Annotated in this window: 22 protein-coding genes; 4 read left to right on the forward strand and 18 right to left on the reverse strand. The window is 63.0% G+C overall.

The genetic code is table 11. From position 1 onward, the window contains the following. Positions 1 to 8: 8 nt before the first annotated feature. From AC097A_RS13000 to pyk, 9 genes are all read right to left on the reverse strand, one after another. Complete coding sequence (locus tag AC097A_RS13000) at positions 9 to 641, reverse strand: outer membrane beta-barrel protein (RefSeq protein ID WP_479621164.1); 633 nt, start codon at positions 639 to 641, stop codon at positions 9 to 11. 39 nt (positions 642 to 680) lie between these two features. After that, the gene (locus AC097A_RS13005; protein WP_479621165.1) at positions 681 to 2,414 is read right to left on the reverse strand and encodes a ShlB/FhaC/HecB family hemolysin secretion/activation protein; all 1,734 of its coding nucleotides are present in this window, start codon (positions 2,412 to 2,414) and stop codon (positions 681 to 683) included. A 160-nt stretch (positions 2,415 to 2,574) separates the two neighbouring features. Beyond that, the gene (locus AC097A_RS13010; RefSeq protein ID WP_479621166.1) at positions 2,575 to 3,798 is read right to left on the reverse strand and encodes a cytochrome P450; all 1,224 of its coding nucleotides are present in this window, start codon (positions 3,796 to 3,798) and stop codon (positions 2,575 to 2,577) included. Further along, positions 3,795 to 4,487, reverse strand: coding sequence for a dethiobiotin synthase (gene bioD, locus AC097A_RS13015; protein ID WP_479621167.1), 693 nt, complete (start codon positions 4,485 to 4,487; stop codon positions 3,795 to 3,797). The genes AC097A_RS13010 and bioD overlap by 4 nt, the downstream gene beginning before the upstream one ends. Further along, positions 4,480 to 5,700 carry an 8-amino-7-oxononanoate synthase gene (gene bioF / locus AC097A_RS13020; RefSeq protein ID WP_479621168.1) on the reverse strand — a complete coding sequence of 407 codons (1,221 nt, stop codon included), beginning with the start codon at positions 5,698 to 5,700 and terminating at the stop codon, positions 4,480 to 4,482. Before bioF ends, bioD begins: the two co-directional genes overlap by 8 nt. After that, positions 5,666 to 7,048 carry an adenosylmethionine--8-amino-7-oxononanoate transaminase gene (gene bioA, locus AC097A_RS13025; RefSeq protein ID WP_479621169.1) on the reverse strand — a complete coding sequence of 461 codons (1,383 nt, stop codon included), beginning with the start codon at positions 7,046 to 7,048 and terminating at the stop codon, positions 5,666 to 5,668. Before bioA ends, bioF begins: the two co-directional genes overlap by 35 nt. A gap of 26 nt (positions 7,049 to 7,074) precedes the next feature. Continuing rightward, positions 7,075 to 7,980: a phosphoribosylaminoimidazolesuccinocarboxamide synthase gene (locus AC097A_RS13030; RefSeq protein ID WP_479621170.1), complete on the reverse strand. Its 906-nt coding sequence runs from the start codon at positions 7,978 to 7,980 to the stop codon at positions 7,075 to 7,077. Between the two features lie 92 nt (positions 7,981 to 8,072). After that, positions 8,073 to 9,152: a class II fructose-bisphosphate aldolase gene (gene fba, locus AC097A_RS13035; protein WP_479621171.1), complete on the reverse strand. Its 1,080-nt coding sequence runs from the start codon at positions 9,150 to 9,152 to the stop codon at positions 8,073 to 8,075. Between the two features lie 174 nt (positions 9,153 to 9,326). Further along, a complete protein-coding gene (pyk, locus tag AC097A_RS13040) occupies positions 9,327 to 10,760 on the reverse strand; it encodes a pyruvate kinase (RefSeq protein ID WP_105259458.1) in 1,434 nt (477 codons plus the stop codon). Between the two features lie 162 nt (positions 10,761 to 10,922). On the opposite strand from pyk, the gene AC097A_RS13045 reads away from it, so the two are divergent. After that, on the forward strand, positions 10,923 to 11,891 hold the full coding sequence (locus AC097A_RS13045) for a diguanylate cyclase domain-containing protein (RefSeq protein WP_315494356.1): 969 nt from the start codon (positions 10,923 to 10,925) through the stop codon (positions 11,889 to 11,891). Positions 11,892 to 11,983: 92 nt separating this feature from the next. Here the strand turns inward: AC097A_RS13045 and AC097A_RS13050 are convergent, their stop codons facing one another. From AC097A_RS13050 to def, 5 genes are all read right to left on the reverse strand, one after another. Next, the gene (locus AC097A_RS13050) at positions 11,984 to 13,177 is read right to left on the reverse strand and encodes a phosphoglycerate kinase (RefSeq protein WP_479621172.1); all 1,194 of its coding nucleotides are present in this window, start codon (positions 13,175 to 13,177) and stop codon (positions 11,984 to 11,986) included. 214 nt (positions 13,178 to 13,391) lie between these two features. Further along, on the reverse strand, positions 13,392 to 13,760 hold the full coding sequence (locus tag AC097A_RS13055; protein ID WP_315480308.1) for an AzlD domain-containing protein: 369 nt from the start codon (positions 13,758 to 13,760) through the stop codon (positions 13,392 to 13,394). Next, positions 13,757 to 14,509, reverse strand: a complete 753-nt coding sequence (locus AC097A_RS13060; RefSeq protein ID WP_315480307.1) for an AzlC family ABC transporter permease — start codon at positions 14,507 to 14,509, stop codon at positions 13,757 to 13,759. The genes AC097A_RS13055 and AC097A_RS13060 overlap by 4 nt, the downstream gene beginning before the upstream one ends. Beyond that, on the reverse strand, positions 14,509 to 15,498 hold the full coding sequence (fmt, locus tag AC097A_RS13065; RefSeq protein WP_479621286.1) for a methionyl-tRNA formyltransferase: 990 nt from the start codon (positions 15,496 to 15,498) through the stop codon (positions 14,509 to 14,511). The genes AC097A_RS13060 and fmt overlap by 1 nt, the downstream gene beginning before the upstream one ends. Positions 15,499 to 15,531: 33 nt before the next feature. Then, positions 15,532 to 16,041 carry a peptide deformylase gene (gene def / locus AC097A_RS13070; RefSeq protein ID WP_105263004.1) on the reverse strand — a complete coding sequence of 170 codons (510 nt, stop codon included), beginning with the start codon at positions 16,039 to 16,041 and terminating at the stop codon, positions 15,532 to 15,534. Positions 16,042 to 16,182: 141 nt separating this feature from the next. On the opposite strand from def, the gene AC097A_RS13075 reads away from it, so the two are divergent. The 3 genes from AC097A_RS13075 to AC097A_RS13085 all read left to right on the forward strand — a co-directional run bounded on the left by AC097A_RS13075 (position 16,183) and on the right by AC097A_RS13085 (position 19,171). After that, positions 16,183 to 17,397, forward strand: coding sequence for a LysM peptidoglycan-binding domain-containing protein (locus AC097A_RS13075; protein WP_105263003.1), 1,215 nt, complete (start codon positions 16,183 to 16,185; stop codon positions 17,395 to 17,397). Between the two features lie 35 nt (positions 17,398 to 17,432). After that, the gene (gene dprA / locus AC097A_RS13080) at positions 17,433 to 18,593 is read left to right on the forward strand and encodes a DNA-processing protein DprA (RefSeq protein WP_479621173.1); all 1,161 of its coding nucleotides are present in this window, start codon (positions 17,433 to 17,435) and stop codon (positions 18,591 to 18,593) included. 68 nt (positions 18,594 to 18,661) lie between these two features. Continuing rightward, positions 18,662 to 19,171 carry a Smg family protein gene (locus AC097A_RS13085; protein WP_105263001.1) on the forward strand — a complete coding sequence of 170 codons (510 nt, stop codon included), beginning with the start codon at positions 18,662 to 18,664 and terminating at the stop codon, positions 19,169 to 19,171. An 82-nt stretch (positions 19,172 to 19,253) separates the two neighbouring features. On the opposite strand, the gene AC097A_RS13090 is transcribed toward AC097A_RS13085, so the two are convergent. The 4 genes from AC097A_RS13090 to yajC are packed head-to-tail and all read right to left on the reverse strand — an operon-like array spanning position 19,254 to position 25,132. Then, positions 19,254 to 21,923: a DUF1631 family protein gene (locus AC097A_RS13090; RefSeq protein WP_479621174.1), complete on the reverse strand. Its 2,670-nt coding sequence runs from the start codon at positions 21,921 to 21,923 to the stop codon at positions 19,254 to 19,256. A 9-nt stretch (positions 21,924 to 21,932) separates the two neighbouring features. Then, positions 21,933 to 22,886 (reverse strand): protein translocase subunit SecF, encoded by a 954-nt coding sequence (gene secF, locus AC097A_RS13095; RefSeq protein WP_105262999.1) that lies wholly within the window; start codon positions 22,884 to 22,886, stop codon positions 21,933 to 21,935. A gap of 11 nt (positions 22,887 to 22,897) precedes the next feature. Beyond that, the gene (secD, locus tag AC097A_RS13100; protein ID WP_479621175.1) at positions 22,898 to 24,778 is read right to left on the reverse strand and encodes a protein translocase subunit SecD; all 1,881 of its coding nucleotides are present in this window, start codon (positions 24,776 to 24,778) and stop codon (positions 22,898 to 22,900) included. Between the two features lie 24 nt (positions 24,779 to 24,802). Beyond that, positions 24,803 to 25,132, reverse strand: a complete 330-nt coding sequence (yajC, locus tag AC097A_RS13105; RefSeq protein ID WP_105262997.1) for a preprotein translocase subunit YajC — start codon at positions 25,130 to 25,132, stop codon at positions 24,803 to 24,805. Positions 25,133 to 25,173: the final 41 nt, after the last annotated feature.

Here is a 25,173-nt window from a genome sequence, read left to right on the forward strand (position 1 = left end):
ACGATGGCTTAGAACTTGTAGAGCAGGCCAACTGTTAGGCCGGCTTGTTTTGGTGCACCGGTGGTGAGCTGTGTCTTTTGGCTGGAGTACGCGACAGACTCATATTCCGCGCGCAGTTCCATCTTGGGAGCGATGGCGAAAGCAACACCGAAGCCGATACCTGTGCCGGTATGCGTATTGGTTCCACCAGACGAGGCTGTGTCGGTGAAGTCCGCTTTGAGTTGGTGAAATGCCAGCTTGCCATAGACCAATGCATTGGGGCCCACGCGGTAGCCTGGTGCAAAAGAGATGGCCAAGTGGTCTTTGAAACTACCGGAGAACGACTGCGCAGTGCCTGCGGTGTAGTTCACTTTTCCAGCGTCAGTCGATTTGACGCTGTAGGAAATTCCCACCGTCCCAACCCAGTCAGGGGACAGTGCAAAACCGTAGGAAGCAATCAGCGCGGCTTCTGAGTCATTGGTTTGCGTGTTTTGACCATTGATGGAGGGAACGGTGCTTTCGTAATCCACTTTGTTTTGGATGGCGGAAACGGTCAAACCGATGGCTGGGCCTACGAAGTTTGGTTGGGCGCTCTGTGCGAAAGTAATTCCTGTACTGATCAGCAACGTGGCTGCAATCAAGGTGGTCTTGGTGGGTTTCATAAGGTTTCCTTAAAGAGTGGAGAAGAAATAGCGAACGGATCAAAACGCCAAGTTCAAACTAAAGCCCGCCGTGGTCTCAGCGGTCTTGAAGCCAGAGGGCTGGTACAGCGGCGCACCGACAAACAGGTCATATTGCAATTTGCGGTAGTTGCCGCGCAGACCGACAACCCCGCCGCTCAGGGCTTTGCCTGCCAGGAACTCCGCGCTCTGGCCGCTAACGCCACCGGCATCAATGCCCAGGTACAGCTCTTGTCCGCTGTTGCCCAGTGCCCAGCCCAGTTCTTGGCGTAGCAGCCAGCCGTTGTCGCCAGTGAGGCTGCTTTCGCCATCAAAGCCGCGCACGCTGTAGCGCCCACCAATGCTGAAGCGGTCTTGGGGGGTGAGCGGCGTCTCATTGCCCTGCAGGCGCAGGTTGGCCTGGTAGCGCAGGGATTGGTCCCGCCATTTGAAGGGTTGGGTTAGCGTGACGTCTGCCACCCATAGGTTGAAGCGTGCGGTGCCTTGTCCGGTGGACTCTTCCGGGGCATCCATGGCCGCAAAGTCCCGGGTTCCGCGCTTGTAGGCCAAGTTGGCGTCCAGCGTGGCGCTGCCCAGAAACTCTTTGTGGCCCAAGCCCAGCTCCCAGCCGCCCACTACACGCCGTTGAATCTGCACCTCGGTGTCGTCGATGTAGTTGTTGGAGTGGCGCTCAAAGGCTTTGAGGTGCGCGGTGCTTTTGCGGGTGGCGTCGCGGTAGAACAGGCGGGAGAGCTTGAGTTCGGCATTGCCGCTGGTGCCGCTGTAAACGTAGTCTTGAGTAAGCCCGGTCACGGTCTGGTGGTAGCGGCTCTCGCTGAAAGTGCTACCCAGCGTCCAATAGCCGTAAGGGATGGAGTAGTGCACGGTGTAACCCTGCGTGCCACGCGGGCCGGGGTCGCCACCACCGGCGTCGTGGTTTTGGGATACATAGAACAGGTCGTTCAGACCCAGCGGGTTGTCCCAAGAAAAGGTGGCACTGGTTTGGTAGCGGCCGGTGCTTTTACCGCCGCTGTCGTCCAGTGCTAGCGATAGCCGTACGGGCGTGGTGCGTTGGTAGGCAATGACCAAGTCGCTGTGGTCGGGTTGGTCGGCCGGGGTAATCTGAATATCTGCTTCGGCTGTGGGCACGCGCTTGAAGTTTTCCAGCGCCTGCTCCACATCACGCAGATTGAGGATGTCACCGGGTTGTGCTGCCACAGCAGTGGCTGTTGAGGTCAGAGACGCACCGGAGTCCGCAAAACGGATATTACGGATCCGACCTGGCACCACGGTGAGCACCAGGCTGCCACTGCTCAGGTCTTGCGGCTGGGCCAACACGCGGGTAGTGACAAACCCCTTGGCCACCACGGCATCTTGGGCACGCTGCAGCAGGATGCCGATGCCCTGGGTGCCCAGGCATTTGCGCAAGGGGCTGTCGGTATTCTGCGGACCCGAGAGGCTGGCCAATACCCATGCAAATTGCCCAACGGCTTCTCCGCGAAGCTCAAGCTGGCGGATGGGAAAGCATGGCGATTCGGATTCGGGCAAGCGTTGCGCTGCTGCGACGGGTGCGTTCCGGCGCGCATCTGGGGCTGTTTGCTGCTGTTCGCGCAGCTGCGCGTCGCGCTCTTGGATCCGGCGCTGCTCTGCGGCATCACGCTGGGCATTGGTCTGGGCTTGGGCACCAGCACCCACCACCACCGACAACAGTAAGACCGTTATAAGTGTGGAACGAAGCGGGTGCGGGCGATGAATAGCGGGGAGCGGGTCCGACATGGGTGGGGCTTGTTATTGTCATAAGGCACCCACCAACGAACGGAGGACTGCGCAGAATCGAAGGACTTTACAGAGGACAAACAGTTAGTTACATCCCCCATCCGGGTGATATTTGTAACTAGCAGTTACAAAGTTTGGCAGCGCCGCGCGGCGGTGGGTGTTAGCCGGTTACTACATGCAGCTGCTGCAGGCCGCGGTAGGCCGGGTTGGCCACCCACTGCGGGGTGGCGTCGGCCAGGCGCAGGCCAGGCAGACGCTGCAGCAGCTGGCGAAAGGTGATTTCGGCCTCCATGCGCGTGAGCATGGCGCCTATGCACACATGGGCGCCCGAGCCAAACGAGACCGAGCCACCGTCGCGCCCGGCAATGTCCAGCCGGTCGGGCTGCGGGTGGCGTGCCGGGTCGCGGTTGGCGGCACCGATGAGCGGCACCACCAGGTCGCCGCGCTGCAGGGTCTGGCCGTGCAGCACCAGCGTGGTGGTGACCCGGCGGCCGGTGTACTGCACCGGGCTGTCAAAGCGCAGCAGCTCGCGCACCGCGCTGGGAATAAGTGCGGGCTCCTGCTGCAGGCGCTGCCACTGGTCCGGGTGGCTCAGCAGGGCATGCAGGCCATTGCCCAGCAGGTTGCGCGTGGTCTCGTGGCCGGCAAACAGCAGCATGGCGCACTGGGCCAAGAGTTCGGCGTGGTTCTGGATCTCGCCAGCGGCTTCGGCCTGCAGCAGGCGGCTCACCAGGTCGTCGCCCGGCTGGGCGCGGCGGCGGGCCAGCAGGCCTTCAAAATAACGGCCCATGGCCAGCAGGCTGGCCTGGGCGCGGCGCGCCTGGGCGTGGGTGGCCAGCGGGGCACCGATGAAGCTGGCCAGGTCGTCGGACCAGACCGCGAAGTCTTCATTCGCCGCGTTCTCAATGCCCATCATGCGGCCAATCACGCGGGTGGGCAGGGGCCGGGCCAAGGCCTGCATCACATCAAACGAGGGCGCGCCCTGCACTGCGTCCAGCAGCTCGGCCACCGTGTCTTCGATGAAGGGGGCCAGGGCCTGCAGCACGGCGGGTTTGAAGCCCGCGTTCAGCACCTTGCGGATGCGGCCGTGGTCCGGCGCATCCAGAAACAACATGGCCCGCGCGAACAACTGCTGAAAACCGGCCAGCTCGCCGCGCTGCTGCTCACGGTTCGTCACCCAGCCGCCGGTGCGCTGGGCCGAGAAGCGTGGGTCGCGCAGCACCTGCTCCACATCGGCATGGCGGGTGAGCAACCAGGCACCGCCAAAAAATTCGGTGCTCCAGTGGATAGCGCCGGCTTCGCGCAGGGCCTGGTAGGCCGGGTAGGGGTTGGCCAGGAAGGCGGCGTCCACCAGGGGCGCCAGCGCGGCGGGGCGGGCGCTCATGGGGCCAGCACCCTGTGAAGTGCCGCACGGTCCAGGCAAGCCGCGGTGGCCGCCGGGTGGGCGTCCGCCAAGCGCGGCACCACGCCCAGGCAGGGCGCTTGGTGGCGGCGCTGCAATTCGTCGCGCAAGGTGTCCAGATTGGCTTGCAGCTGCGACATCTGCGGGTCCACCGTATTGGCCACCCAACCCGCCAAGCGCAGGCCGCGTGCGCGAATGGCCTCGGCCGTCAGCAGAGCGTGGCTGATGCAACCCAGGCGCAGCCCCACCACCAGAACCACGGGGTAGCCCAGCGCCACGGCCAGGTCCGCCGTGTCGCCCTGCGGGCCCAGCGGCACACAAAACCCGCCCACACCTTCGACCACCAGCACATCGGCTCGGGCCGCCAGCGCACGCGCCTGCCGCACCAGGCCATCCATATCGATGCTGCACCCCTCCAGGGCTGCGGCAATGTGTGGCGCGCAGGCGGCCTGGAACTGCAGTGGCCCCACCTCAGCCTCCGTCAGGGACAAGGAACTGGCCGCACGCAGGCGCTGCACATCCTCGTTGCGCCCGTCCGCATCCAGCCCCGCGGCCACGGGCTTGAAACCCGCGCTGCGCCAGCCCTGCTGGCCTGCCCAGTGCAACAAGGCTGCGCTGATGTGGGTCTTGCCGACCTCGGTGTCGGTGCCGGTCACAAACACATTAGCCATGCAGCTCCTCCGCTGCGGCAGCCAGCGCGGCCACCAGGCGCTGCACGTCGGCCTCGGTGTGTGCAGCACTCAGGGTGATACGCAGACGCGCCGTGCCCACCGGCACCGTGGGTGGGCGGATGGCGGGCACCCACAAGCCCTGGGCCTCCAGTGCGGCCGACAGGGCCAGTGCGGCCGCGTTGTCGCCCACGATGAGGGGCTGAATTGCAGTGCTCGAATCGGCCAGAGCCCACGCCAGAACTGCGCGAGCAGCTATCATTTTTGACAGCTCACCGCGCAGCTGTGCAATGCGCTGCTGCAGCTGCGCCCGGCGCTGTGCGCCCTCGTCCCCCGCGATCAGGGCCAGGCTGGCGCTCAGGGCGTGGGCGATGGCGGGCGGCGCGGCCGTGGTGTAGATGTAGGGGCGCGCGGTTTGCACCAGCCAGTCGATGATGGTGGGATGCGCTGCCACAAAGGCACCGCCCACACCCGCAGCCTTGCCCAGCGTGCCCATACAGATCAGGCGCTCACTGCGCAAACCGAAATGCGCCAGGCTGCCCTGCCCCTGCGGACCCAACACGCCAAAGCCGTGTGCGTCGTCCACCACCAGCCAGGCGTCATACCGCTCGGCCAGCGCCAGCAGGGCGGGCAGGTCGGCCAGGTCCCCGTCCATGCTGAACACGGCATCGGTGACGATGAGTTTGAGGGCCGCATCACTCTGGCGCAGCTGACGCTCCAGCACCGTGAGGTTGCGGTGCGCATAACGCTGCAGCGGAGCTTTGGAGAGCAGCGCCCCGTCCACCAGCGAGGCATGGTTGAGCTTGTCTGCAAAAATGGCGGCGCCCTCGCCCGCCAGCGCGGTGAGCAGGGCCAGGTTGGCCATGTAGCCGGTGCAAAAGTACAGGGCCTGGGCATTTGGAATCTGGGGAGCGATCCAGTCTGCCAGGGTGGACTCCAGCGCCGCATGGGCCTGCGAGTGGCCGCTGACCAGGTGCGAGGCCCCGCTGCCGGCCCCATAGCGCTGTGCGCCCTCCGCCAGGGCCGCCACCAGCGCGGGGTGGTTGGCCAGGCCCAGGTAGTCGTTGCTGCAAAAGGCCAGCAGCTCGCGCGCCGGCTGCCCGTCCAGAGCAACCTGTTGTTGCGGAGCGCAGGGCGTGAGTGCCGTGCGGCGCTGGCGCGTCAGGGCCTGGGCCGCACGCTCACGCAGTTGGCGGTTCAGGTGGTCTATCAGCATCGTGGGGGGCTTGGTTCAGCACATCGTCCAGCGTGGCCAGCAGCTGCTGCGCCAGCCAGGGGGACAGGGTTGCGTCCAGCACATAGGGCGGCAGCAGGTAGACGGTGCGGCCAATCGGGCGGATCAGCAGCTCGCGCGCCCGGCCCGCCAGGTGAAAGCGCTCGGCAAAACGCGCGCCGACGACGGACTCGCGCACGTCAAACGCCCAAATCATGCCGAGGTGGCGAAAGTGCTCGATGCGTGGATCGCTGTGCAGGGGCGCCAGGGCGGCGCTGAGGATGGCGGCTTGCTGGCGGTTGTGCGCCAGCACGTCGTCCTGGTCAAACCTATCCAGCACGGCCAGCGCTGCGCGGCAGGCCAGCGCATTACCGGTGTAAGAGTGCGAGTGCAAAAAGCCGCGCGCCACGTCCTCGTCCAGAAAGGCCTCGTACACGCGGTCACGCGAGAGCACCAGCGACAGCGGCAGGTAACCCCCGCTGATGCCCTTGGACAGGCACAGCAGGTCGGGCCAGGGCACCTGCCCCTGTGCGTCCGCCGCCTGCTCGGTGGCAAAGAAGGTCCCCGTGCGGCCACAGCCCACGGCAATCTCGTCGGCAATCAATAGCACCTGGTACTGGTCGCACAGGGCACGCGCCATCTGCAGGTAGACCGGGTCGTACATGGCCATGCCGGCCGCGCCCTGCACCAGGGGCTCCAGGATGAGGGCGGCAATCTCGCCGTGGTGGGCCTCCAGCAGGGTCTGCAATTCAGCTACTGCACGGTGGGCCACATCGGCCGCCGACTCCCCTGGCAAAGCCTGGCGGGCATCGGGCGACATGACCTGGTGCGAACGCATCAGCAGCGGGTCGTAGGCATCGCGGAAGATCTGCACATCGGTCACCGCCAGCGCACCCAGGGTTTCGCCGTGGTAACCCTGGCGCAGGCAGACAAAGCTGCGCTTGTCGGGCAGGCCGCGGTTGCGCCAGTGGTGGAAGGCCATCTTGAGCGCAATCTCCACCGCCGAGGCGCCGTCGCTGGCAAAGAAGCAATGGCCCAGCACGCCCTGGGTGCGTGCCGAGAGCCGTTCGGCCAGCTCTACCGCAGGCGCATGGGTGCAGCCCGCCAGCATCACGTGTGGCAGCTGGTCGAGCTGGTCCTTCAGGGCGGCGTTGATGCGTGCATCGGCGTGGCCGAACAGATTGACCCACCAGGAGCTGAGGGTGTCGAAGTAGCGCTTCCCGGTCTCGTCATAGAGCCAGGGCCCCTGCCCGCGCACGATGGCCAGGGGCGGCACCTGGGCGGCGCGCTGCATCTGCGTGCAGGGGTGCCAAATACTGGCGAGGCTGCGCGCCACCAAAGAGGCAGACATGCGGTGCGACCCGAACCTGTGCTGCCTCAGGCCGTCAGGCGCGTGAGGGCTTCCTGGTACTTGGCGGCGGTTTTGGTGATCACCTCGTTGGGCACGCGTGGTGCGGGCGGGGTCTTGTCCCAAGGCTTGCCGTCTACCAGGGCCTGCTCCAACCAGTCGCGCACAAACTGCTTGTCGTAGCTGGGCGGGTTGGTGCCCTCGGCATAACTCTCCTGCGGCCAGAAACGGCTGGAGTCGGGCGTCAGCACTTCGTCCATCAAGGTCAGCGTGCCATCTTTGTCCAGGCCAAACTCGAACTTGGTGTCGGCAATGATGATGCCCTTGGTCAGCGCAATCTCGGCCGCGGCCTGGTAGATGCGGATGCTGATATCGCGGATTTGTGTGGCCAGGTCCAGGCCAATCATCTCCACGGTTTGCTCAAACGTGATGTTCTCGTCGTGGTCGCCCACGGCGGCCTTGGCAGCGGGCGTGTAGATGGGCGCGGGCAGCTTGCTGGCGTTCTTCAGGCCAGCGGGTAACTTCACGCCGCACACGGCACCGTTCTCCTGGTACTCCTTCCAACCGCTGCCGGCCAGGTAGCCACGCACCACGGCCTCCACGGGCAGGGGTTTGAGGCGCTTGACCAGCATGGAACGGCCGGTCACCTGCGCCACTTCGGAGGGCAGCACCACGCTCTCGGGTGCGTCACCAGTCAGGTGGTTGGGGCAGATGTTGGCGCCGTTGGGGCCCAGCTTCTCGAACCAGAATAGCGCCATTTGCGTGAGCAGCGCGCCCTTGCCGGGAATCGGCTCGCCCATGATCACGTCGAACGCGCTCAAACGGTCGCTGGCCACCATCAGGATGCGGTCCTCGCCCACCGCGTAGTTATCGCGCACCTTGCCACGGGCAAGCAGGGGAAGGGACAGGGCGGAGGTGTGCAAAGCTGAAGTCATGGCGTCCACATAAGTAAAAAGGCTTCGCCCCAGGATGGAGGGCGAAGCCTTGGATTATCGCAAGTTCGCACCGGCAACCGGTGCAGAGGTCTTCAGGCGGCAGCGAAGTCTTGCACGACCTGGGCCAGTTCGCCCCGGGCGTACTGACCGGCTACGACCTGCAGGCTGTGGCCCTTGATGCTGGCAGCGCGGCCTTCGCAGCCGAACTCGATGTAGCGTTGCTTGCACAGCTGCTTGGCGGCTTCGCGGGCGGGTTTGAGCCATTCGCGGGCATCGAATTTGTCAGGGTTCTCGAACAGGAACTTGCGCACTGCGGCGGTCATGGCCAGGCGGATGTCGGTGTCGATGTTGACCTTGCGCACGCCAAACGGAATCGCGCGCTGCACCTCTTCCACCGGCACGCCCCAGGTCTGGGCCATCTTGCCGCCGTATTGGTTGATCGCAGCGAGCAGCTCTTGTGGCACCGCGCTGGAGCCGTGCATCACCAAGTGGGTATTGGGAATGCGACGGTGGATTTCCTTGATGCGCTCGATCGCCAGGATGTCGCCCGTGGGCTGGCGCGTGAACTTGTAGGCGCCGTGGCTGGTGCCAATGGCAATCGCCAGGGCGTCCAGCTGCGTGCGTTTCACAAAGTCAGCGGCTTCTTCCGGGTCGGTCAGCAGCTGTTCGCGGGTCATGACGGCATCGGTACCGTGGCCGTCTTCCTTGTCGCCCTGCATGGTTTCTAGAGAGCCCAGGCAGCCCAGTTCGCCTTCCACCGTCACGCCCAGCTTGTGGGCCATGTCCACCACCTTGCGGGTGACTTCGACGTTGTATTCATAGCTGGCAATCGTCTTGCCGTCGGCTTCGAGGCTGCCGTCCATCATCACCGAGCTAAAGCCCAGGTCGATCGCGCCCTGGCAGACCGCGGGGCTTTGGCCGTGGTCCTGGTGCATGACGACGGGGATGCCGGGGTAGCTTTCCACGGCGGCCTGGATCAGGTGCCGCAGGAAGTGCTCGCCTGCGTATTTGCGGGCGCCGGCGCTGGCCTGCATGATCACGGGGGCTCCGGTCTCCTTGGCGGCCTCCATGATGGCCTGGACTTGCTCCAGGTTGTTGACGTTGAACGCCGGAATCGCATAGTTATGCGTTGCCGCGTGGTCGAGAAGCTCGCGCATCGAAACGAGTGCCATGGATGTCCCCAGGAAGTTAAAAACCCGTCGCCGCGGTTTTGGTAACCGCTTGGTAACTTTTTACCGATAGGGGATTCTAACCGCCGAGGGTTTACCCGCAAGCCCGGTGTAAAAAAGGGACCCGAAGGTCCCTTGATGTGTCGCTTGCCACACGCAGAGCAAGCGTGGGGCTTGCTAGTTCACCGCGCAGATCTTCAGCATGTTGGTGCCACCGGGCGCGCCCATGGGCTCGCCGCAGGTGATGGCGTAGATCTCGCCCTTTTGCACAATGCCGCGGCTCTTCAGGTGTTTCTCAGCGTCCAGCAGTGCGGTGTCGCGGTCAGAGCTAGAGCCCATCAAGAGCGGGCGCACATTGCGGTACAGCGTCATCTTGCGTTGGGTCGTGACTTTGGGGGTCAGCGCGTAGATCGGCACATGGATCAGGTGGCGGCTCATCCACAGCGCGGTACTGCCGCTGTCGGTCATGGCCACGATGGCCTTGGCACCCAGGTGATGGGCCGTGAACAGCGCGCCCATAGCGATGGACTGGTCGATGCGGGTGAAGGTCTTGCCGGTGAAATCAGCGTCCAGCTTGACGTGTTCGCTGCCCTCGGCGGCCAGGCAGATCTTCGCCATTTCGATCACGGTTTCGAGCGGGTACTTGCCAGCAGCGGTCTCGGCGGACAGCATCACGGCGTCGGTACCGTCGAGCACGGCGTTGGCCACGTCGCTCACCTCGGCGCGCGTGGGCACGGGGTTGGTGATCATGGATTCCATCATCTGCGTGGCGGTGATCACGACCTTGTCGTGCTCGCGGGCCAGCTTGATCATGTGCTTTTGCAGCGCAGGTACGGCAGCGTTACCCACTTCCACGGCCAGGTCGCCGCGGGCCACCATGATGCCGTCGGAGGCCAGCAAAATTTCCAGCAACTTCGGGATCGCTTCGGCCCGTTCAATCTTGGCGATCAGGCCGGGCTTGTGGTTGTATTCGGCCGCGGCCACGTTGCACAGCTGGCGCGCCATTTCCATGTCGGTGGCGTTCTTGGGGAAACTCACGGCCACGTAGTCAGCCTGGAAGCTCATCGCGGTGCGGATGTCTTCCATGTCCTTGCCGGTCAGCGCAGGCGCAGTCAGTCCGCCACCCTGTTTGTTGATGCCCTTGTTGTTGGACAACTCACCACCCAGCTTGACGGTGGTGTGCACCTGCTCGCCTTTCACCGCGTCCACGGTGATCACGATCAGGCCGTCGTTGAGCAAGAGCACATCGCCCGCACTCACTTCGGAAGGCAGCGCCTTGTAGTCCAGGCCCACAGCGTCGATGTCACCCAACTCAACGCGGGCGGCATCCAGAATGAATTTTTGGCCAGGCTCCAGGAACACCTTGCCTTCGGCGAACTTGCCCACGCGGATCTTGGGGCCCTGCAGGTCGGCCATGATGGCCACTTCGCGGCCAGCGCGTTGCGCGGCTTCGCGCACCAGGCGGGCGCGGTCGATGTGGTCTTGGGCCTTGCCGTGGCTGAAGTTCAGCCGCACCACGTTGACGCCGGCACGGATCATTTGTTCCAGCAATGCGGGATCGCTGGAGGCGGGTCCGAGGGTGGCAACGATTTTGGTGGCGCGACTGGGCATGAAACGGTCTCCTAGAGTGAGTTACCTATTTTCACACGCTTGTTTGTACCTTGGTTACATGGCAGGCACAAGAAACACACAGGCGGGGTTAGCCCGGAGGGCGCAAACCGAGGGGCTGTGGTTGAATGACTGCCCGCCCTTTCCACGTTCCTCGCCGCCCCCATGAACGCCCCCGCCACCCACACCGCTGCGCTGCTGGACAGCACACACGGCAAGCCGAAACTGTTGGTGGTGGACGACCAGCCGGACAACATACAGCTGCTGGTGCAAGCATTTGCCGGGGACTACCAGGTTTTCATGGCCACGTCAGGCGAACAGGCGTTGGCCGTGTGCCAGAGCAACCCGCCCGACCTGGTGCTGCTGGACGTGCTGATGCCCGGTATGGACGGTTTTGCCGTGTGCCGCCAGCTTCAGGCGCAAGAGGCCACCTCGCACATTCCCATCATCCTCGTCACCGCGCGGCCCGATGCCGGCCAGGAAACCCATGGCCTGGGCCTGGGCGCGGTGGACTTCATCTCCAAACCCGTGAACCCGGCCGTGGTGCGCGCCCGTGTGCACACCCACCTCACGCTCAAATTCCAGTCCGATCTGCTCAAAAAACTGGTGCTGCTGGACGGCCTGTCCGGCGTCTTCAACCGGCGTTACTTTGACCAGCAGCTGGCCACCGAGTGGGCGCGTGCTACGCGCAGCCGCCTGTCCTTGTCGCTGGTGTTGCTGGATGTGGACCACTTTGGCGCCTACAACGAACGCCATGGCCACCAGGCGGGGGACGATTGTCTGCGTCTGATTGCGGTCACGCTCAAGGCCGTGTTGCGCCGTCCGGCCGATGTGGTTGCGCGTTTTGGCGGAGAAGAATTTGCCTGCCTGTTGCCCGACACGTCGCATGAGGATGCGCGGGCCTTGGCGCAAGAGATGGAGCGCCGTGTGCGCCAGCTGCACTTGCCCCACAGTGGCCTGTCTGGTGGCGAGGTGGTGTCAGTCAGCGTAGGCGTTGGCACCCGCGTGAGCCCCCACAGCGGCCAAGCCAGCGACCTGCTGGACCTGGCAAGCGCGCAACTGCAGCAGGCCAAATACGGTGGGCGTGGCCAAGTGCGTTATGCCAGCTTGGACACGGCACCGGCGCCGCTCTAGCCAATAAAAAGCAAAGGCACCTTCGGTTTAGTGCCGAAAGTGCCTCTAGCCCATGTGGAACCTGCGCAAGCAGCTTCCAATTTGATAGCAAATTAACCGGCTGCGCGCTTGGTCAAAATCTCGAACGCCGGCAAGGTCTTGCCTTCCAGCACTTCCAGGAAGGCGCCGCCGCCAGTGCTGATGTAACCCACTTGTTGCTCGATGCCGTACTTGGCAATCGCCGCCAAGGTGTCGCCACCGCCGGCAATGGAGAAGGCGCTGGACTCGGCAATCGCCTGCGCAATCACCTTGGTGCCGTTCTCGAACGCGGCGAACTCGAACACGCCCACGGGGCCGTTCCAGACGATGGTGCCGGCCTTCTTGAGCTGGTCGGCCAGGGCTTGGGCGGTTTGTGGGCCAATGTCCAGAATCAAATCGTCATCTGCCACATCGGTCGCAGCTTTCACGGTAGCCACGGCGTCCGCAGCAAAGGTCTTGGCGGTCACCACGTCCGTCGGGATGGGCACGGCGGCGCCGCGCGCTTTCATGGCCTCGATCACGGCCTTGGCCTGGTCCAGCAAATCGGGTTCGGCCAGGCTCTTGCCAATCTTCAGGCCAGCGGCCAGCATGAAGGTGTTGGCAATGCCGCCACCCACGATGAGCTGGTCCACGTTCTCGGCCAAGCTTTTCAGAATGGTCAGCTTGGTGGACACCTTGGAGCCCGCCACGATAGCCACCAGGGGGCGCTTGGGCGCCAGCAGGGCTTTGCTGATGGCATCCATCTCAGCGGCCAACAGCGGGCCAGCGCAGGCGATGGGGGCAAACTGGGCGATGCCATACGTGGAGGCTTCGGCGCGGTGGGCGGTGCCAAAGGCGTCGTGCACAAAGATGTCGCACAGCGCGGCCATTTTTTTAGCCAGCACTTCGTCGTTCTTTTTCTCGCCCTTGTTGACGCGGCAGTTTTCCAGCAGCACCAGCTGGCCAGGTTTCACGTCAACACCGTCGGTCCAGTTGGCGATGACGGGCACTTCGCGGCCCAGCAGCTCGCCCATGCGCTTGGCCACGGGGGCCAGCGAGTCAGCGGGCTTGAATTCGCCTTCGGTGGGGCGGCCCAGGTGGCTGGTCACCATGACGGCGGCACCGGCGTCCAGCGCCATCTGGATGGCGGGCACGCTGGCGCGCACGCGCGTGTCTTCGGTGATGTTGCCCGCGTCGTCCTGCGGCACGTTCAGGTCGGCACGGATGAACACGCGCTTGCCAGCGACTTTGCCTTGGGCAATCAGGTCAGAAAAACGGATCACTTGCATGGGGGAAACCTCAGGTAGTAGAAAGCGCGCGCGGGGTGCGGCAATACCCGGCATTGTAGAAGTGCGCAAGACGCGGCTAGCACGTAACGACCACGGAACTCGCCGCCGGGCCGCCCCAAGGCGTTCTGGACCGCTTGGCGGCCAGCGCCGTTAGGCAATTAGCCCTCGCGGGGGGCAGCGACCCGCGCAGCGGCGGAGCGTGGGGGCACTAGCGTCACCAGCCGAGGCCGATGTGCAGCGGGAGGTAGACCGCCATGCCCGAGGCGATGGTGCCCAGCACCGCCTGGCCGGCGCCACGGCGCCAGACAAAAAAGGCCAGACCTGCCGCTACCGCGTAAAGACGCGCGTCTTTGAACGTGTGGATGAGTTGACCTTGCGACATGACGATCTCGGGCACGATGACCGCGGAGAGTGCTGCAATGGGGGCGTACTGCAGGCCACGCTGGGCCCAGGCGGGCAGCGACCAGTCCTTGTCGGTGATGAAGAAAAACGAACGTGCAATCACCGTGATGCAGGCCAGCCCGAACGTGGTCAGCAGGGTCCAGCCGTCGGTGGTGCCGACAAAAAAACTGTCCCAGTTCATGCGGGGTCCTTGGGTGGATGGTGCGGCGGGTGCGAGGTATCGGGCCGCTTGTCCAGCAACAGGCAGACCGTGACCGCCACGGCAATCGCCACCAGGATGTTGAGCTTGAGCGGCAGCGCAAAGGCCGCCACGCCGGCAGCGCCTGCGACCCCGGCCGACACCCAGCGCAGTCGGCTGGTGGCCAGCGAGGCCATCATGCCCACCAGCGCCAGAATGCCCGCAAAACCCAGGCCCCACGACGTGGGCACAAAGTTGGCCAGCACCACACCGAGCACACTGCTGGCCGTCCAGCTGAACCAGTTGATACCGCCGTTACCGGCCAGGTAAGCCATTTGGGCGGTTCGGCCCGCTTCATCGGTGGCCGGATGCTGGAACTGTTTGACGAACAACACATAGGTCAGGTCGGCCGACAGATAACCCGTGACCAGACGCTGCCAGCGCGGCAGGTGCATGAGGTAAGGCCGCATGTGCGCACTGAACACCACAAAACGCAGGTTCACGCAAAACCCGGTCACCAAAATCACCCACATGGGCGCCCCGGCAATCAACAGCGGCACCGCCGCCAGCTGCGAGCTGCCAGCGAACACCGTGAGCGCCATGAACAGCGCCTCGAAGGTGCTCATGCCGGACTTGACCATGGCCACGCCCGTCATCAGACCCCAGGCGGCAATGCCGGGCGACACACCCAGCATGTCGTTGAAGCCGCGCCGAAACTCGGGGTGGGTGTAGTTGCTGCGCAGGAAAAACATCAGGACGCCTCAGGCGCAGCAGGCAGCTCAAACCGCTGGCCCACCTGCAGCGGGCTACCGCGCAGAAACTCTGCGGCGGGCAGGCGCTTGCCACCGGGGCGTTGCAGCTCAGTCAACACCGCTACTGAATTCATAGCTGCTACCGCAATACCTTCGGGGGCCAGAGCCACTATTTGTCCTGAACCAGCGGTGGAACTGCCTTCACCCACATGCGCGCCCCAGACCTTGATGGTTTCGCCATGGAGCACCGTGCTGGCACCGGGGAATGGGTTGAAGGCACGCACGCGGCGGACGATGGCGGCGGCGTCCAGGCGCCAATCAATCGGCGCCTCGTGCTTTTCGATCTTGTGCGCGTAGGTCACGCCCGCTTCGGGCTGCTTCACGGGTTGCAAAGCACTCTGGGCAGCCAGGTCCAGTGCCTGCACCACCATGGCCGCACCCAGATTGGCCACCTTGTCGTGCAGCGTGGCCGTGGTGTCGGTGTCCAGAATGGGCAGCGCCTCTTTGAGCAGCATGTCGCCCGTGTCCAGCCCTACGTCCATCTGCATGATGGTGACGCCGGTTTCGGTATCGCCCACTTCAATGGCACGGTGGATGGGCGCGGCGCCACGCCAGCGTGGCAATAGGGAGCCGTGGATATTCAAACAGCCGAGCTTGCCGCCGGCCGCCATATCATCCAGCACCCATTGCGGCAGGATGAGCCCGTAGGCAGCCACCACCATCACATCGGCCTGCGCATCAGCAATGGCCTGGCGCGCGGCAGTGGCGTCTTCGGGGTACTTGCCGTCCAGACGCAGGCTACGCGGCTGGGCCACGGAAATGGCGTGTTCGAGTGCAAACTGCTTGACGGCGGAGGCCTGTAGCTTCATGCCGCGCCCGGCCGGGCGGTCGGGCTGGCTCAGCACCAAGGCAATGGTGTGGCCCGCGGCGTGCAGGCGCTCCAGCGCCACGCGGGCAAATTCCGGCGTACCGGCAAAGATGACGCGCAGGGGCCGCGCTGCCGGGCCAACGGTCTGGGTCACTTAGCGCGATTCCTCGCGCTGGGCCTTGATCATCTTGGTCTTGATGCGGTTGCGCTTGAGCGGCGACAGGTATTCCACAAACACCTTGCCCAGCAAATGGTCCATCTCGTGCTGCACACAGACGGCCAGCAGGCCATCGGCCTCGATCACGCGGCTGTTGCCCTTCTCGTCCAGCGCCTTCACATGCACCGCATCAAAACGGGTCACCCCGTCGTAAATGCCGGGCACCGACAGGCAGCCCTCTTCATTCAGGTGGGTGGAGGGGCTGGTCCAGACCAGCTCGGGGTTGATCAGCACCATGGGCTGGTCGCGCTCTTCCGACACGTCGATGACGATCAGACGCTCGTGCACATTGATCTGCGTAGCGGCCAGACCAATGCCTTTGGCGTCGTACATGGTCTCCAGCATGTCGGTGGCGAGCTGCTGGATGCGGGCGTCCACAGCGGCGATGGGTTTGGCCACGGTGTGGAGTTTGGGGTCGGGGTAGCAAAGAATCGGGAGTAAAGCCATGGGAACTGCCTAAGAGATGTGGCTATTTTCGCCACTTTTACGATTGCTTGCACTACCGAGGGGCTAAAAACGTTGCCGAATCAAGGGCTTGAGCGCAAAATCGTGCGTAACTTATCAAGTTCATTCACCGATTCGCACCTTATGACGACACACCTGATGGCGAAATCCCGCGTGGCGCTTGCCGCTGTGGCCGTGCTGGCCGGCACCTTGGCAGCCCCCGGCACTTGGGCGCAGAACTTTCCGATCTCCGCGGCCCAGAAACAAACCGCCAACGAAGTCGCCCAAAAAGGCGTGCCGCTGAGCGAACTGGCCGCCAACGCCCCCGACAGCTACACCGTCAAAAGTGGCGACACCCTGTGGGACATCTCCAAGCTCTTCCTCAAGGGCCCCTGGCGCTGGCCCGAGCTGTGGGGCATGAACCTCAACGACATCAAGAACCCCCATCGCATTTACCCCGGCCAAGTGCTGGTCCTAGAGCGTCTGGGCGACCGGGCTACTCTGCGCGTGGCTGGCACGGGTGGCGAAGGCGCTGTACCTGACACCATCCGCGTAACACCGCGCACCCGCTACGAAGCCCTGGCCGACTTGGCCCTGCCTGCCCTGAAAAGCCGGGTGATTGAGGCGTTTTTGGCCGAACCGCTGATCGTCGACGCAAACGAATTGCAATCGGCGCCCCGCATCGTGGCCACACAAGAAGAACGCGTGTTGCTCACCCGCGGCGACCGGGCCTATGCAAGAGGCTCCAACGGTGCACCGATGTTGGACGATCAGGCGAAACAACAAGTTTTCCGGCTTTTCCGCAATGCAACGCCGCTGAAGGACCCCGGAACTGGCGAAGTATTGGGCTACGAAGCGCAATACATCGGCAAAGCCCAGTTGACTCGCAGCGAAACCACTGGTGAGGTGCAAGGCGAAAAAGGACAACCCGAGAGCGCCGTAGTGCCTGCAACCATCGACATCATCTCGGCAAAAGAAGAAATCCGGGTGGGTGACCGCATGCTGCCCGAGCCTGCACGCGAACTGTCTACCTACACGCCCCATGCCCCTTCACAAACGGTGGAGGCACGCATTGTGTCGGTCTACGGCAGCGCAGTGATCAACGCGGGCCAGAGCCAGGTTGTGTCCATCAACCGCGGGACGCAAGACGGCATGGAGGCGGGCCATGTGCTGGCAATCCTCAAGGATGGTCAACGCATCATGGACAAAACTGACCCAGCCCGACCGCTGATGAAGCTGCCCAACGAACGCAACGGCCTGCTCATGGTGTTTCGCACCTTCGACCGCGTGTCTTACGCGTTGATTCTGGAAATCACCGACAGCGTGCGTGTGGGTGACCGGTTGGTCAATCCACGCTAAGTTCGGCGACCGAGCCACCAGCAGCGCCTTCGCACGTGGAGCGCGACGAACTCTCTGCATGGCTGCGTTTGCAGCTCACCCCCGGAGTGGGCAACAGCAGCGGCCGCAAGCTGCTGGCCCGCTTTGGGCTGCCCCAGCAGATTTTTGGACAAAGCGCAGCCGCGCTGGAAGCCTGCGTCAGCAGCAAACAGGCCGAAAACCTGCAGCAAGTGCCGCAGGGTCTGGCGGACCTGCTGCAAACCACGTGGGACTGGCTGGAACAAAACCCACAACAGCGCCATGTGTTAACACTGGGTGACCCCTGTTATCCGGCTGCCTTGCTGGACACGGAAGACCCGCCCCTGCTGCTGTACGCCATGGGCCATGCCCGCCACCTACAAGCTGGTTGGGCCCGGACTGCCCCAAGCAGCATCGCCGTGGTCGGCAGCCGCAACCCGACCGCCCAAGGTGTGGCAAATGCACGGCAATTCTCCCAAACCCTGGCCCAGGCGGGGCTGACCGTGGTGTCCGGACTCGCCCTGGGCATTGATGGCGCCGCCCACGAAGGTGCGCTGGACGGCGCCGCCCCAGACCAATTGGCCACGATTGCCGTGGTGGGCACCGGACTGGACCGGGTCTACCCCAAGGCGCATTTCCAGCTGGCCCACCGGATTGCCCAACAGGGCTTGCTGATCAGCGAATACCCTTTGGGCACCCCGCCGCTGTCCGAGAACTTTCCCAAACGCAATCGCATCATTTCCGGCCTGTCGCAGGCGACGCTGGTGGTCGAAGCAGCGTTGCAGTCGGGCTCGCTGATCACCGCCCGCCTGGCGGTCGAACAGGGCAAAGACGTGTTCGCCATTCCGGGCTCCATCCACGCCACCCAGGCGCGTGGCTGCCATGCATTGATCAAACAGGGCGCCAAGCTGGTAGAAAGTGCCCAGGACATTCTGGAAGAGTTTGCGCTCCCCACAGGCCTAGTGGGCGCTATGGATTCAGGAGCTGCTCACGCAGATACTGCGGCCTCCGAGGGACTTTCTGGCGTTGAACAGTCTTTGCTGACCGCACTGGCTTTTGAGCCCGCCGGATTGGATGCGCTGCAATCCCGCACCGGGCTGGACACGCCCACGCTGCAAGCCTTGCTGATGGGGCTGGAATTGCAGGGCCATGTGGCGCGCCTGCCGGGCAGCCTGTTCCAGCGTCTGGCCCGGGGCTAAACGCCGGAAAAGCGGGGCAGTTTGCACCGGAACCGTGCAGGGCTTTTTTCTGCGCTATATTGGCCTTCATGTTTGAAGTGCTCGCTTTCGTTTACGAAAACTACTATGCGGACGAGGGCTGCCCCGAGCCCGCCCACCTGCAACGCAAACTCAGCGCCGTCGGCTTTGAGTCGGATGAAATTGAGGATGCGCTGGCTTGGCTGCAAGGCTTGAACAGCGCGGCCCGCAGTGCCCGCCCCCGAGTTCCGGACGCCGTGGAGGCATCAACCAGCCCGGCGGCAGAGCCCTGGTTGCGCCAACCTCTGCCCACCAGCGTGCGTATCTACCCACAGTACGAACAAAACCACCTGGGCGTCCAGTGCCTGGGTTTCATCCGCTTTTTGGAGTCAGCGGGGGTACTTCCTGCACACTTGCGGGAGGTGGTGTTGGACCGTGCCATGGCCGCGCCCGGCGGCCCAGTGGCTCTGGATGAGCTCAAGGTCATCATCCTGATGGTGTTCTGGAGTTTTGGCCTGGAGCCCGATGCGCTGGTGCTCGACGAGCTGTGCGACGATGCCACCGAGCGTGTGGCCCATTAAGTAACCCATTGCACAGGGCGGTGGACGACCCACCGGGGTTGGCCGGCTCTACTTGAGGCCGCTCGGCCTCACTGCGCACGACTCAGGCGAGCAGACGTTCGGGATTGGCTTCGAGTTTGGCTAGGGCATCGCGCGTGGCACGCACGGTGAGTGCTTCTTCCTCTTGCGGCAGCAAGAGTCCCGCCTGCAGGTAGGCAGCCAAACGTCCACCCTGGATCAAGAAGCTCTTGCCGGCGCTGGACGCAAACAGGTTCAGATGTTTGCGGTCGCTGCGCCAAGCAAACTGCACCTGGGTGATGTGGTTGTTGTGGTCCAGCGTGAACCAGGATCCCAGCTGCAACTCCTGCGCCCAGGCCAGCATGGCCGCCGTGGGTTTGGAGCCGCCATTGGCCACCACTTCGATGGCAGACGCATCAATGCCCAGCATCATCTCGATGCTCTCGGCATCCAGCGGCAAATCGCCCATGCCGTCCTCAGACACAAAGTCTTCCAGATTGCCCAAGCGCTGCGCCATGGCATCGATCTGGGCCTGTGGAATGGCTTGTGTCTTCGACATAAACGCGTCAGCCAGCGTATCGCTGATGCGTTTGACATGGCCTTCCTGCTCGCTAGGCGGCATTGCGAGCAAAGTCATGCCCGAACGCAGACGCAACAGCAGATTGGGCAAGTCCTGAATCACGCGCGCGCGGTCGGCACGGTTGGGCTTGGCACTGGCCGCCCAGATCAGGTCTGTTGCTGATTTTTTGAGCACCAGCGTATCGGCGTGCTGCGGCCCCTTGCGCACCGCCGCCACGGCCAGCACTTCGGCCCAGACCTTGAACAGGAAGTCACGGATCTCGTCGCGCACCGGCATGTCTTTCAACATATTGCGCATCTCGATGGTGTACTGGATGGCCAGAGTCTCTTTTTGCTCTACCTGCTGGGCCACACTCACCACTTTTTGGGTCGGCCCTTTTTCCGTGAGAAATTTGGAGAGAAATTTCTGGAATTCCTCGAAGACGATCTGGTATACCTTTTTACCCGTTTCGGGGTATTGTTCGATGACCTGCACAATGCGCTTGATCTCGGTTTCCATGGCACCGCCCTGCACACCCGATGCATCAAACCCCATGACGCAAGAGCCCATGCGGTCAATCAGCTGGCGAGCGGGGTGGTCAGCCGTGCCAAAAAAGTCAGGGTCTTCCAACGCGACGCGTAACACCGGCATTTGCAGGCGCGCAAACCATACGCGGATACCAGGCGGGATACGCTCTTCAGCCAGAATGGCTTGAAACATCAGCGCCACGATCTCGATCGTGGCCTTTTCGCCCTTGGTCTCAGCTTTTTTCTTGAGTTCGGTCGACTTTTCGCGCAAGTCACCCGCCACCCGAGCGACTCCGGCCGGGCTGTAGTCCTCATACATCGTGCCGCCGGCGGCGTACACCATATTGGACACACCTGGCGCGATGGCAGCCGCCAATGCAGGCGACGGTGCGTGGTGTGCCGTGCCACTGAAGTCTCCGCCACCATGGCTCACAAACAGGCGCCGGATTTGCCCAATGACGCCCTGTGCGCGGCTGCGCGCACGTGCAATCGGCGTGGTGGCCGTGAGCATTCGGGTCTCCTCACCCGCACCATATGCTTGGCCCGGCATGCTGTGAGAGCCAGACGACTGGCGCCAGAAAGGTGTCGGCGATGAGGGAGCCCCTGCCTGAGGGGCGGAGCTGCCTGGGCTTGCGGGTGCCGAGGCACCACCACCCCAACCCAAACGGCCACCAAAGAATCCACCCCCACCAGACCGCGGCCCACTGGCGGAACCACCGGGGCCGGCAGGCCCGCCGCCAGCGTCCATACTGGCATGCTGTGTGCCACCCGGGGCATACCCGCCAGAGGCGCCACCCCCATGACCGCCCCCGGCATCCATACCAGCATTACCCTGGTTGCCAGGGTAATGCTGTGCACCCCCGCCCAATCCTGCATGACCCGTGGGTGCATAGGCTTGGGCGTAATTGCCGCCGGGGTTCATGCCGTGGCCGACGTCGCCATAACCACTCGGCGACATGTCACCGGGCGGTGGAGGCATGCCTGGCGCAGGCGGCGGACGCGGGCGCTGCGGCGCACGCACCGGAGCCTTCACACGATCCTTGAGTTCGATGGTGGGCATTACACCTTTGCTGATCAGCAGGTCGTTGGCATTTTTGTAGGCCACAACCAGTCGCTCTATCAGTAAACGCTGTACCACTTCGTTGACCATGGGCCAAGACTCCGCTGGCATGCCCGACTGTGCCCACTGCTCCACCATGAGTAGCACCAGCACTTCGGGACGCAGCAGATCGTTGCCCTCCAGTTCTTCCAGGTTCTCCAGGAACCGGATACGTACCCGCAGATCATCGAGCTGTGGCAGTACCTTTTCGTTGACAGCCAAGACCAAACGGGAGGCGAGAATCTTGTTCTCTACCACTTCGGTCCCCACCAGCTCCAAGCCCGCAGCCTCCAGGCCCACAGCCTTTTTTTGCTTGGGTGGATCCAGGCATTCGCGCCAAACCTTCATGGTGCCGTCCACCCACAAGGGACGGCAACGCTTGTACGCCATCCAGGTGTCCCGGCGCGATTGGGACTCGCGCGCGTTGACCAACTCGTCCATCAGCGTCGTAAGGCGCTCTTGCACCACACCGCTGATCTCCAGCGCTGCCTTGCCGGCTTCCGCCAGAAAACGCTCACGCAAGGCGCGTGCGAGTTGCAGCCTGGGGGTCAATGCGGGTGAGGTGGCCATGCTTGGAGCTTAAACCGTCGCGCCAGCGTTGGGGTCGTTAGGGTCAGTCTCTTTCTTCGGGCCGCCCTTGACCAAGTCTTCGCGCTGGATGCCCAGCCACATAGCAATGGAAGCGGCCACAAAAACCGAGGAGTAAATGCCGAACAAAATGCCGATGGTCAGCGCCAGCGCAAAATAATGCAGGGTCGCTCCACCGAACAGCAGCATAGACAGGACCATCATCTGCGTGGAAGCATGGGTGATGATCGTGCGGCTGATCGTCGAGGTGATCGCATTGTTAATGATTTCCTCAGTGTTCATCTTGCGGAAGCGGCGGAAGTTCTCGCGGATCCGGTCAAAAATCACCACCGATTCGTTCACAGAGTAGCCCAGTACGGCCAACACCGCCGCCAGCACGGGCAAGGAAAACTCCCACTGGAAGAAGGCGAAAAAGCCCAGGATGATGATCACATCATGCAAGTTGGCAATGATGGCGGCCACAGCGAATTTCCATTCGAAGCGGATCGCCAGATACAGCATGATGCCAACCACCACAAAGGCTAGGGCCTTGAGTCCGTCTGCCGCTAACTCGTCGCCCACCTGTGGTCCCACAAACTCGGCGCGACGCATGGTAGCCGAAGCGTCCGCCGCCTTGAGCGCCGCCATGACAACATCGCTTTGTTGGCCAGAGGTTGTGCCTTTTTGCACCGGCATACGAATCAGCACATCGCGCGCGGTACCAAAGTTTTGCACCTGCACATCCTTGATGCCCAAGGTATCGATGGTGCTTCGCACCACATTCAGGTCGGCGGGCTGCGAGTAGCTCACCTCCATGAGGGTGCCGCCAGTGAATTCCACCGACAAATGCAGGCCACGCGAGAACAGGAAGAAAACTGCTGCGATAAATGTCACCAGCGACACGATATTCAGCACCAATGCATGGCGCATGAACGGAATGTCGCGGCGGATTTTGAAGAATTCCATGCTCTTACCCTTTAGTTGGTCGTAACCTGATGACCGGCATCAGGGCGCCACACGGTGCCAATGGACACACTTTTGAGCTTCTTTTGCTTACCGTACCACAAATTCACCACCCCCCGGGAGAAGAAGACCCCGGAGAACATGCTGGTCAAAATGCCCAGACAGTGCACCACCGCAAAGCCACGGACCGGCCCAGAACCGAAGGCCAGCAAGGCCAGGCCGGCAATCAGGGTGGTGACGTTGGAGTCGATGATGGTGGCCCAGGCGCGGTCGTAACCGGCATGGATCGCGGCCTGCGGCGACGCGCCGTTGCGCAGCTCTTCGCGCACACGCTCGTTGATCAGCACGTTGGCGTCAATCGCCATACCGAGCACCAAGGCCATGGCCGCCATACCGGGCAAGGTGAGCGTGGCCTGCAGCATGGACAACACAGCCACCAGCAGCAACAGGTTGAACGCCAGCGCAACACTGGAGATCACACCGAACAACATGTAATAGAAACACATGAAAACCGCGACCGCCAAGAAGCCCCAGGTCACACTGTTAAAGCCTTTGGCAATGTTCTCGGCCCCCAAGGTGGGGCCAATGGTGCGTTCTTCGATGATTTCCATCGGTGCCGCCAGGGAGCCCGCGCGTAACAGCAAAGAGGTGTCGGCCGCTTCCGCCGTGGTCATGCGACCGGAAATTTGCACACGCCCCCCCCCGATTTCGGAACGGATCACAGGTGCGGTCACGACCTCGCCCTTGCCCTTTTCGAACAGGATGATGGCCATGCGCTTGTTGATGTTCTCACGCGTCACATCCCGGAAGATGCGGGCACCCTTGGCATCCAGCGACAGGTTGACCGTAGGCTCCTGGGTCTGGCCATCAAAACCAGGCTGGGCATCGGTCAGGTTTTCACCGGTCAGAATCACCTGCTTTTTGACAATCACGCCCTGGCCGCTGCGCTCCAGGTAACGCTCGGAACCAAAAGGCACCGGCCCCGCACCCGATTCGGCAGCGCGTGCCTCGGTACCTTCATCCACCAGACGGATTTCCAAAGTGGCCGTACGGCCCAAAATGTCTTTGGCCTTGGCTGTGTCCTGCACACCGGGCAACTGCACCACGATACGGTCCAGACCCTGCTGCTGGATCACAGGCTCGGCCACCCCCAATTCGTTGATCCGGTTGTGCAGCGTGGTGATGTTTTGCTTGAGCGCCTGCTCTTGCACCGTGCGCGCGGCCACGAGTTTGATGGTCGCCACCATCTTGACGTCGGTACCCTCGGCGCTTTCCACCGTGTCCAGATCCACGAATTGGTCCTGGATGATGCGCTTGGCGGCCTGGGCGGTTGCCGCGTCACGAAAACGGATTTCAATGGCCTGACCATTGCGCGTGATACCGCTGTGGCGCACATTCTTTTCACGCAAGGTGCTGCGAATGTCGCCTGACAGGGATTCGGCCTTTTTGGTCAAGGCCGCCTGCATGTCCACCTGCAGCATAAAGTGCACACCACCGCGCAAGTCCAGCCCCAAATACATGGGCGACGCACGCATGGAAGTGAGCCATGCCGGGGAGCGGGACAGCAGGTTAAGTGCCACCACATACGCAGGGTCTGCCGCATCGGGGTTCAGGGCTTTTTGCAAAGCATCCTTGGCCTTCAGCTGAGCGTCGGTGTCGGCAAAGCGGGCCTTGATAGACCCGTTCTCCAGACTGATGGCGTCAGGACTCAGGCCAGCCGCCTTGAGTACCTCCTCCACCTCGGACAGAGACGCAGTGTTCAGCTTCAAGATCGCCTTGGCGGGAGAAACCTGTACTGCAGGGGATTCACCAAACAGGTTGGGCAGGGCATACAGCCCAGCCACCACGAGCGCGATCAGAATGATCGCGTACTTCCATACCGGATAACGGTTCATGATCGCGCGTCGCTTTGAGAGAAATTACTTGATGGAACCCTTGGGCAGCACTTGCACCACGGCACTGCGCTGGATTTGCACTTCCACGCCGCTGGCCACTTCCAGGCCCACATAACTGTCACCCAGCTTGGCGACCTTGCCGAGCACGCCGCCGGCTGTCACCACTTCGTCACCCTTGGCCAAGGCATCCAGCATGGAACGGTGCTCTTTCTGCTTTTTCATCTGGGGGCGGATCATCACGAAATACAACACCACAAACATCAGCACCAAAGGCAGCATGCTCATCAGGGTGGATTGCATGTCGCCACCGGCAGCAGCGGGGGCAGTTTGGGCAAAAGCAGAAGAAATGAACACAGGCAAACTCCACAAAATGGGTCAAACACAAAAATACCCGC

The organism is Rhodoferax sp. XS2R6 (assembly GCF_056521365.1).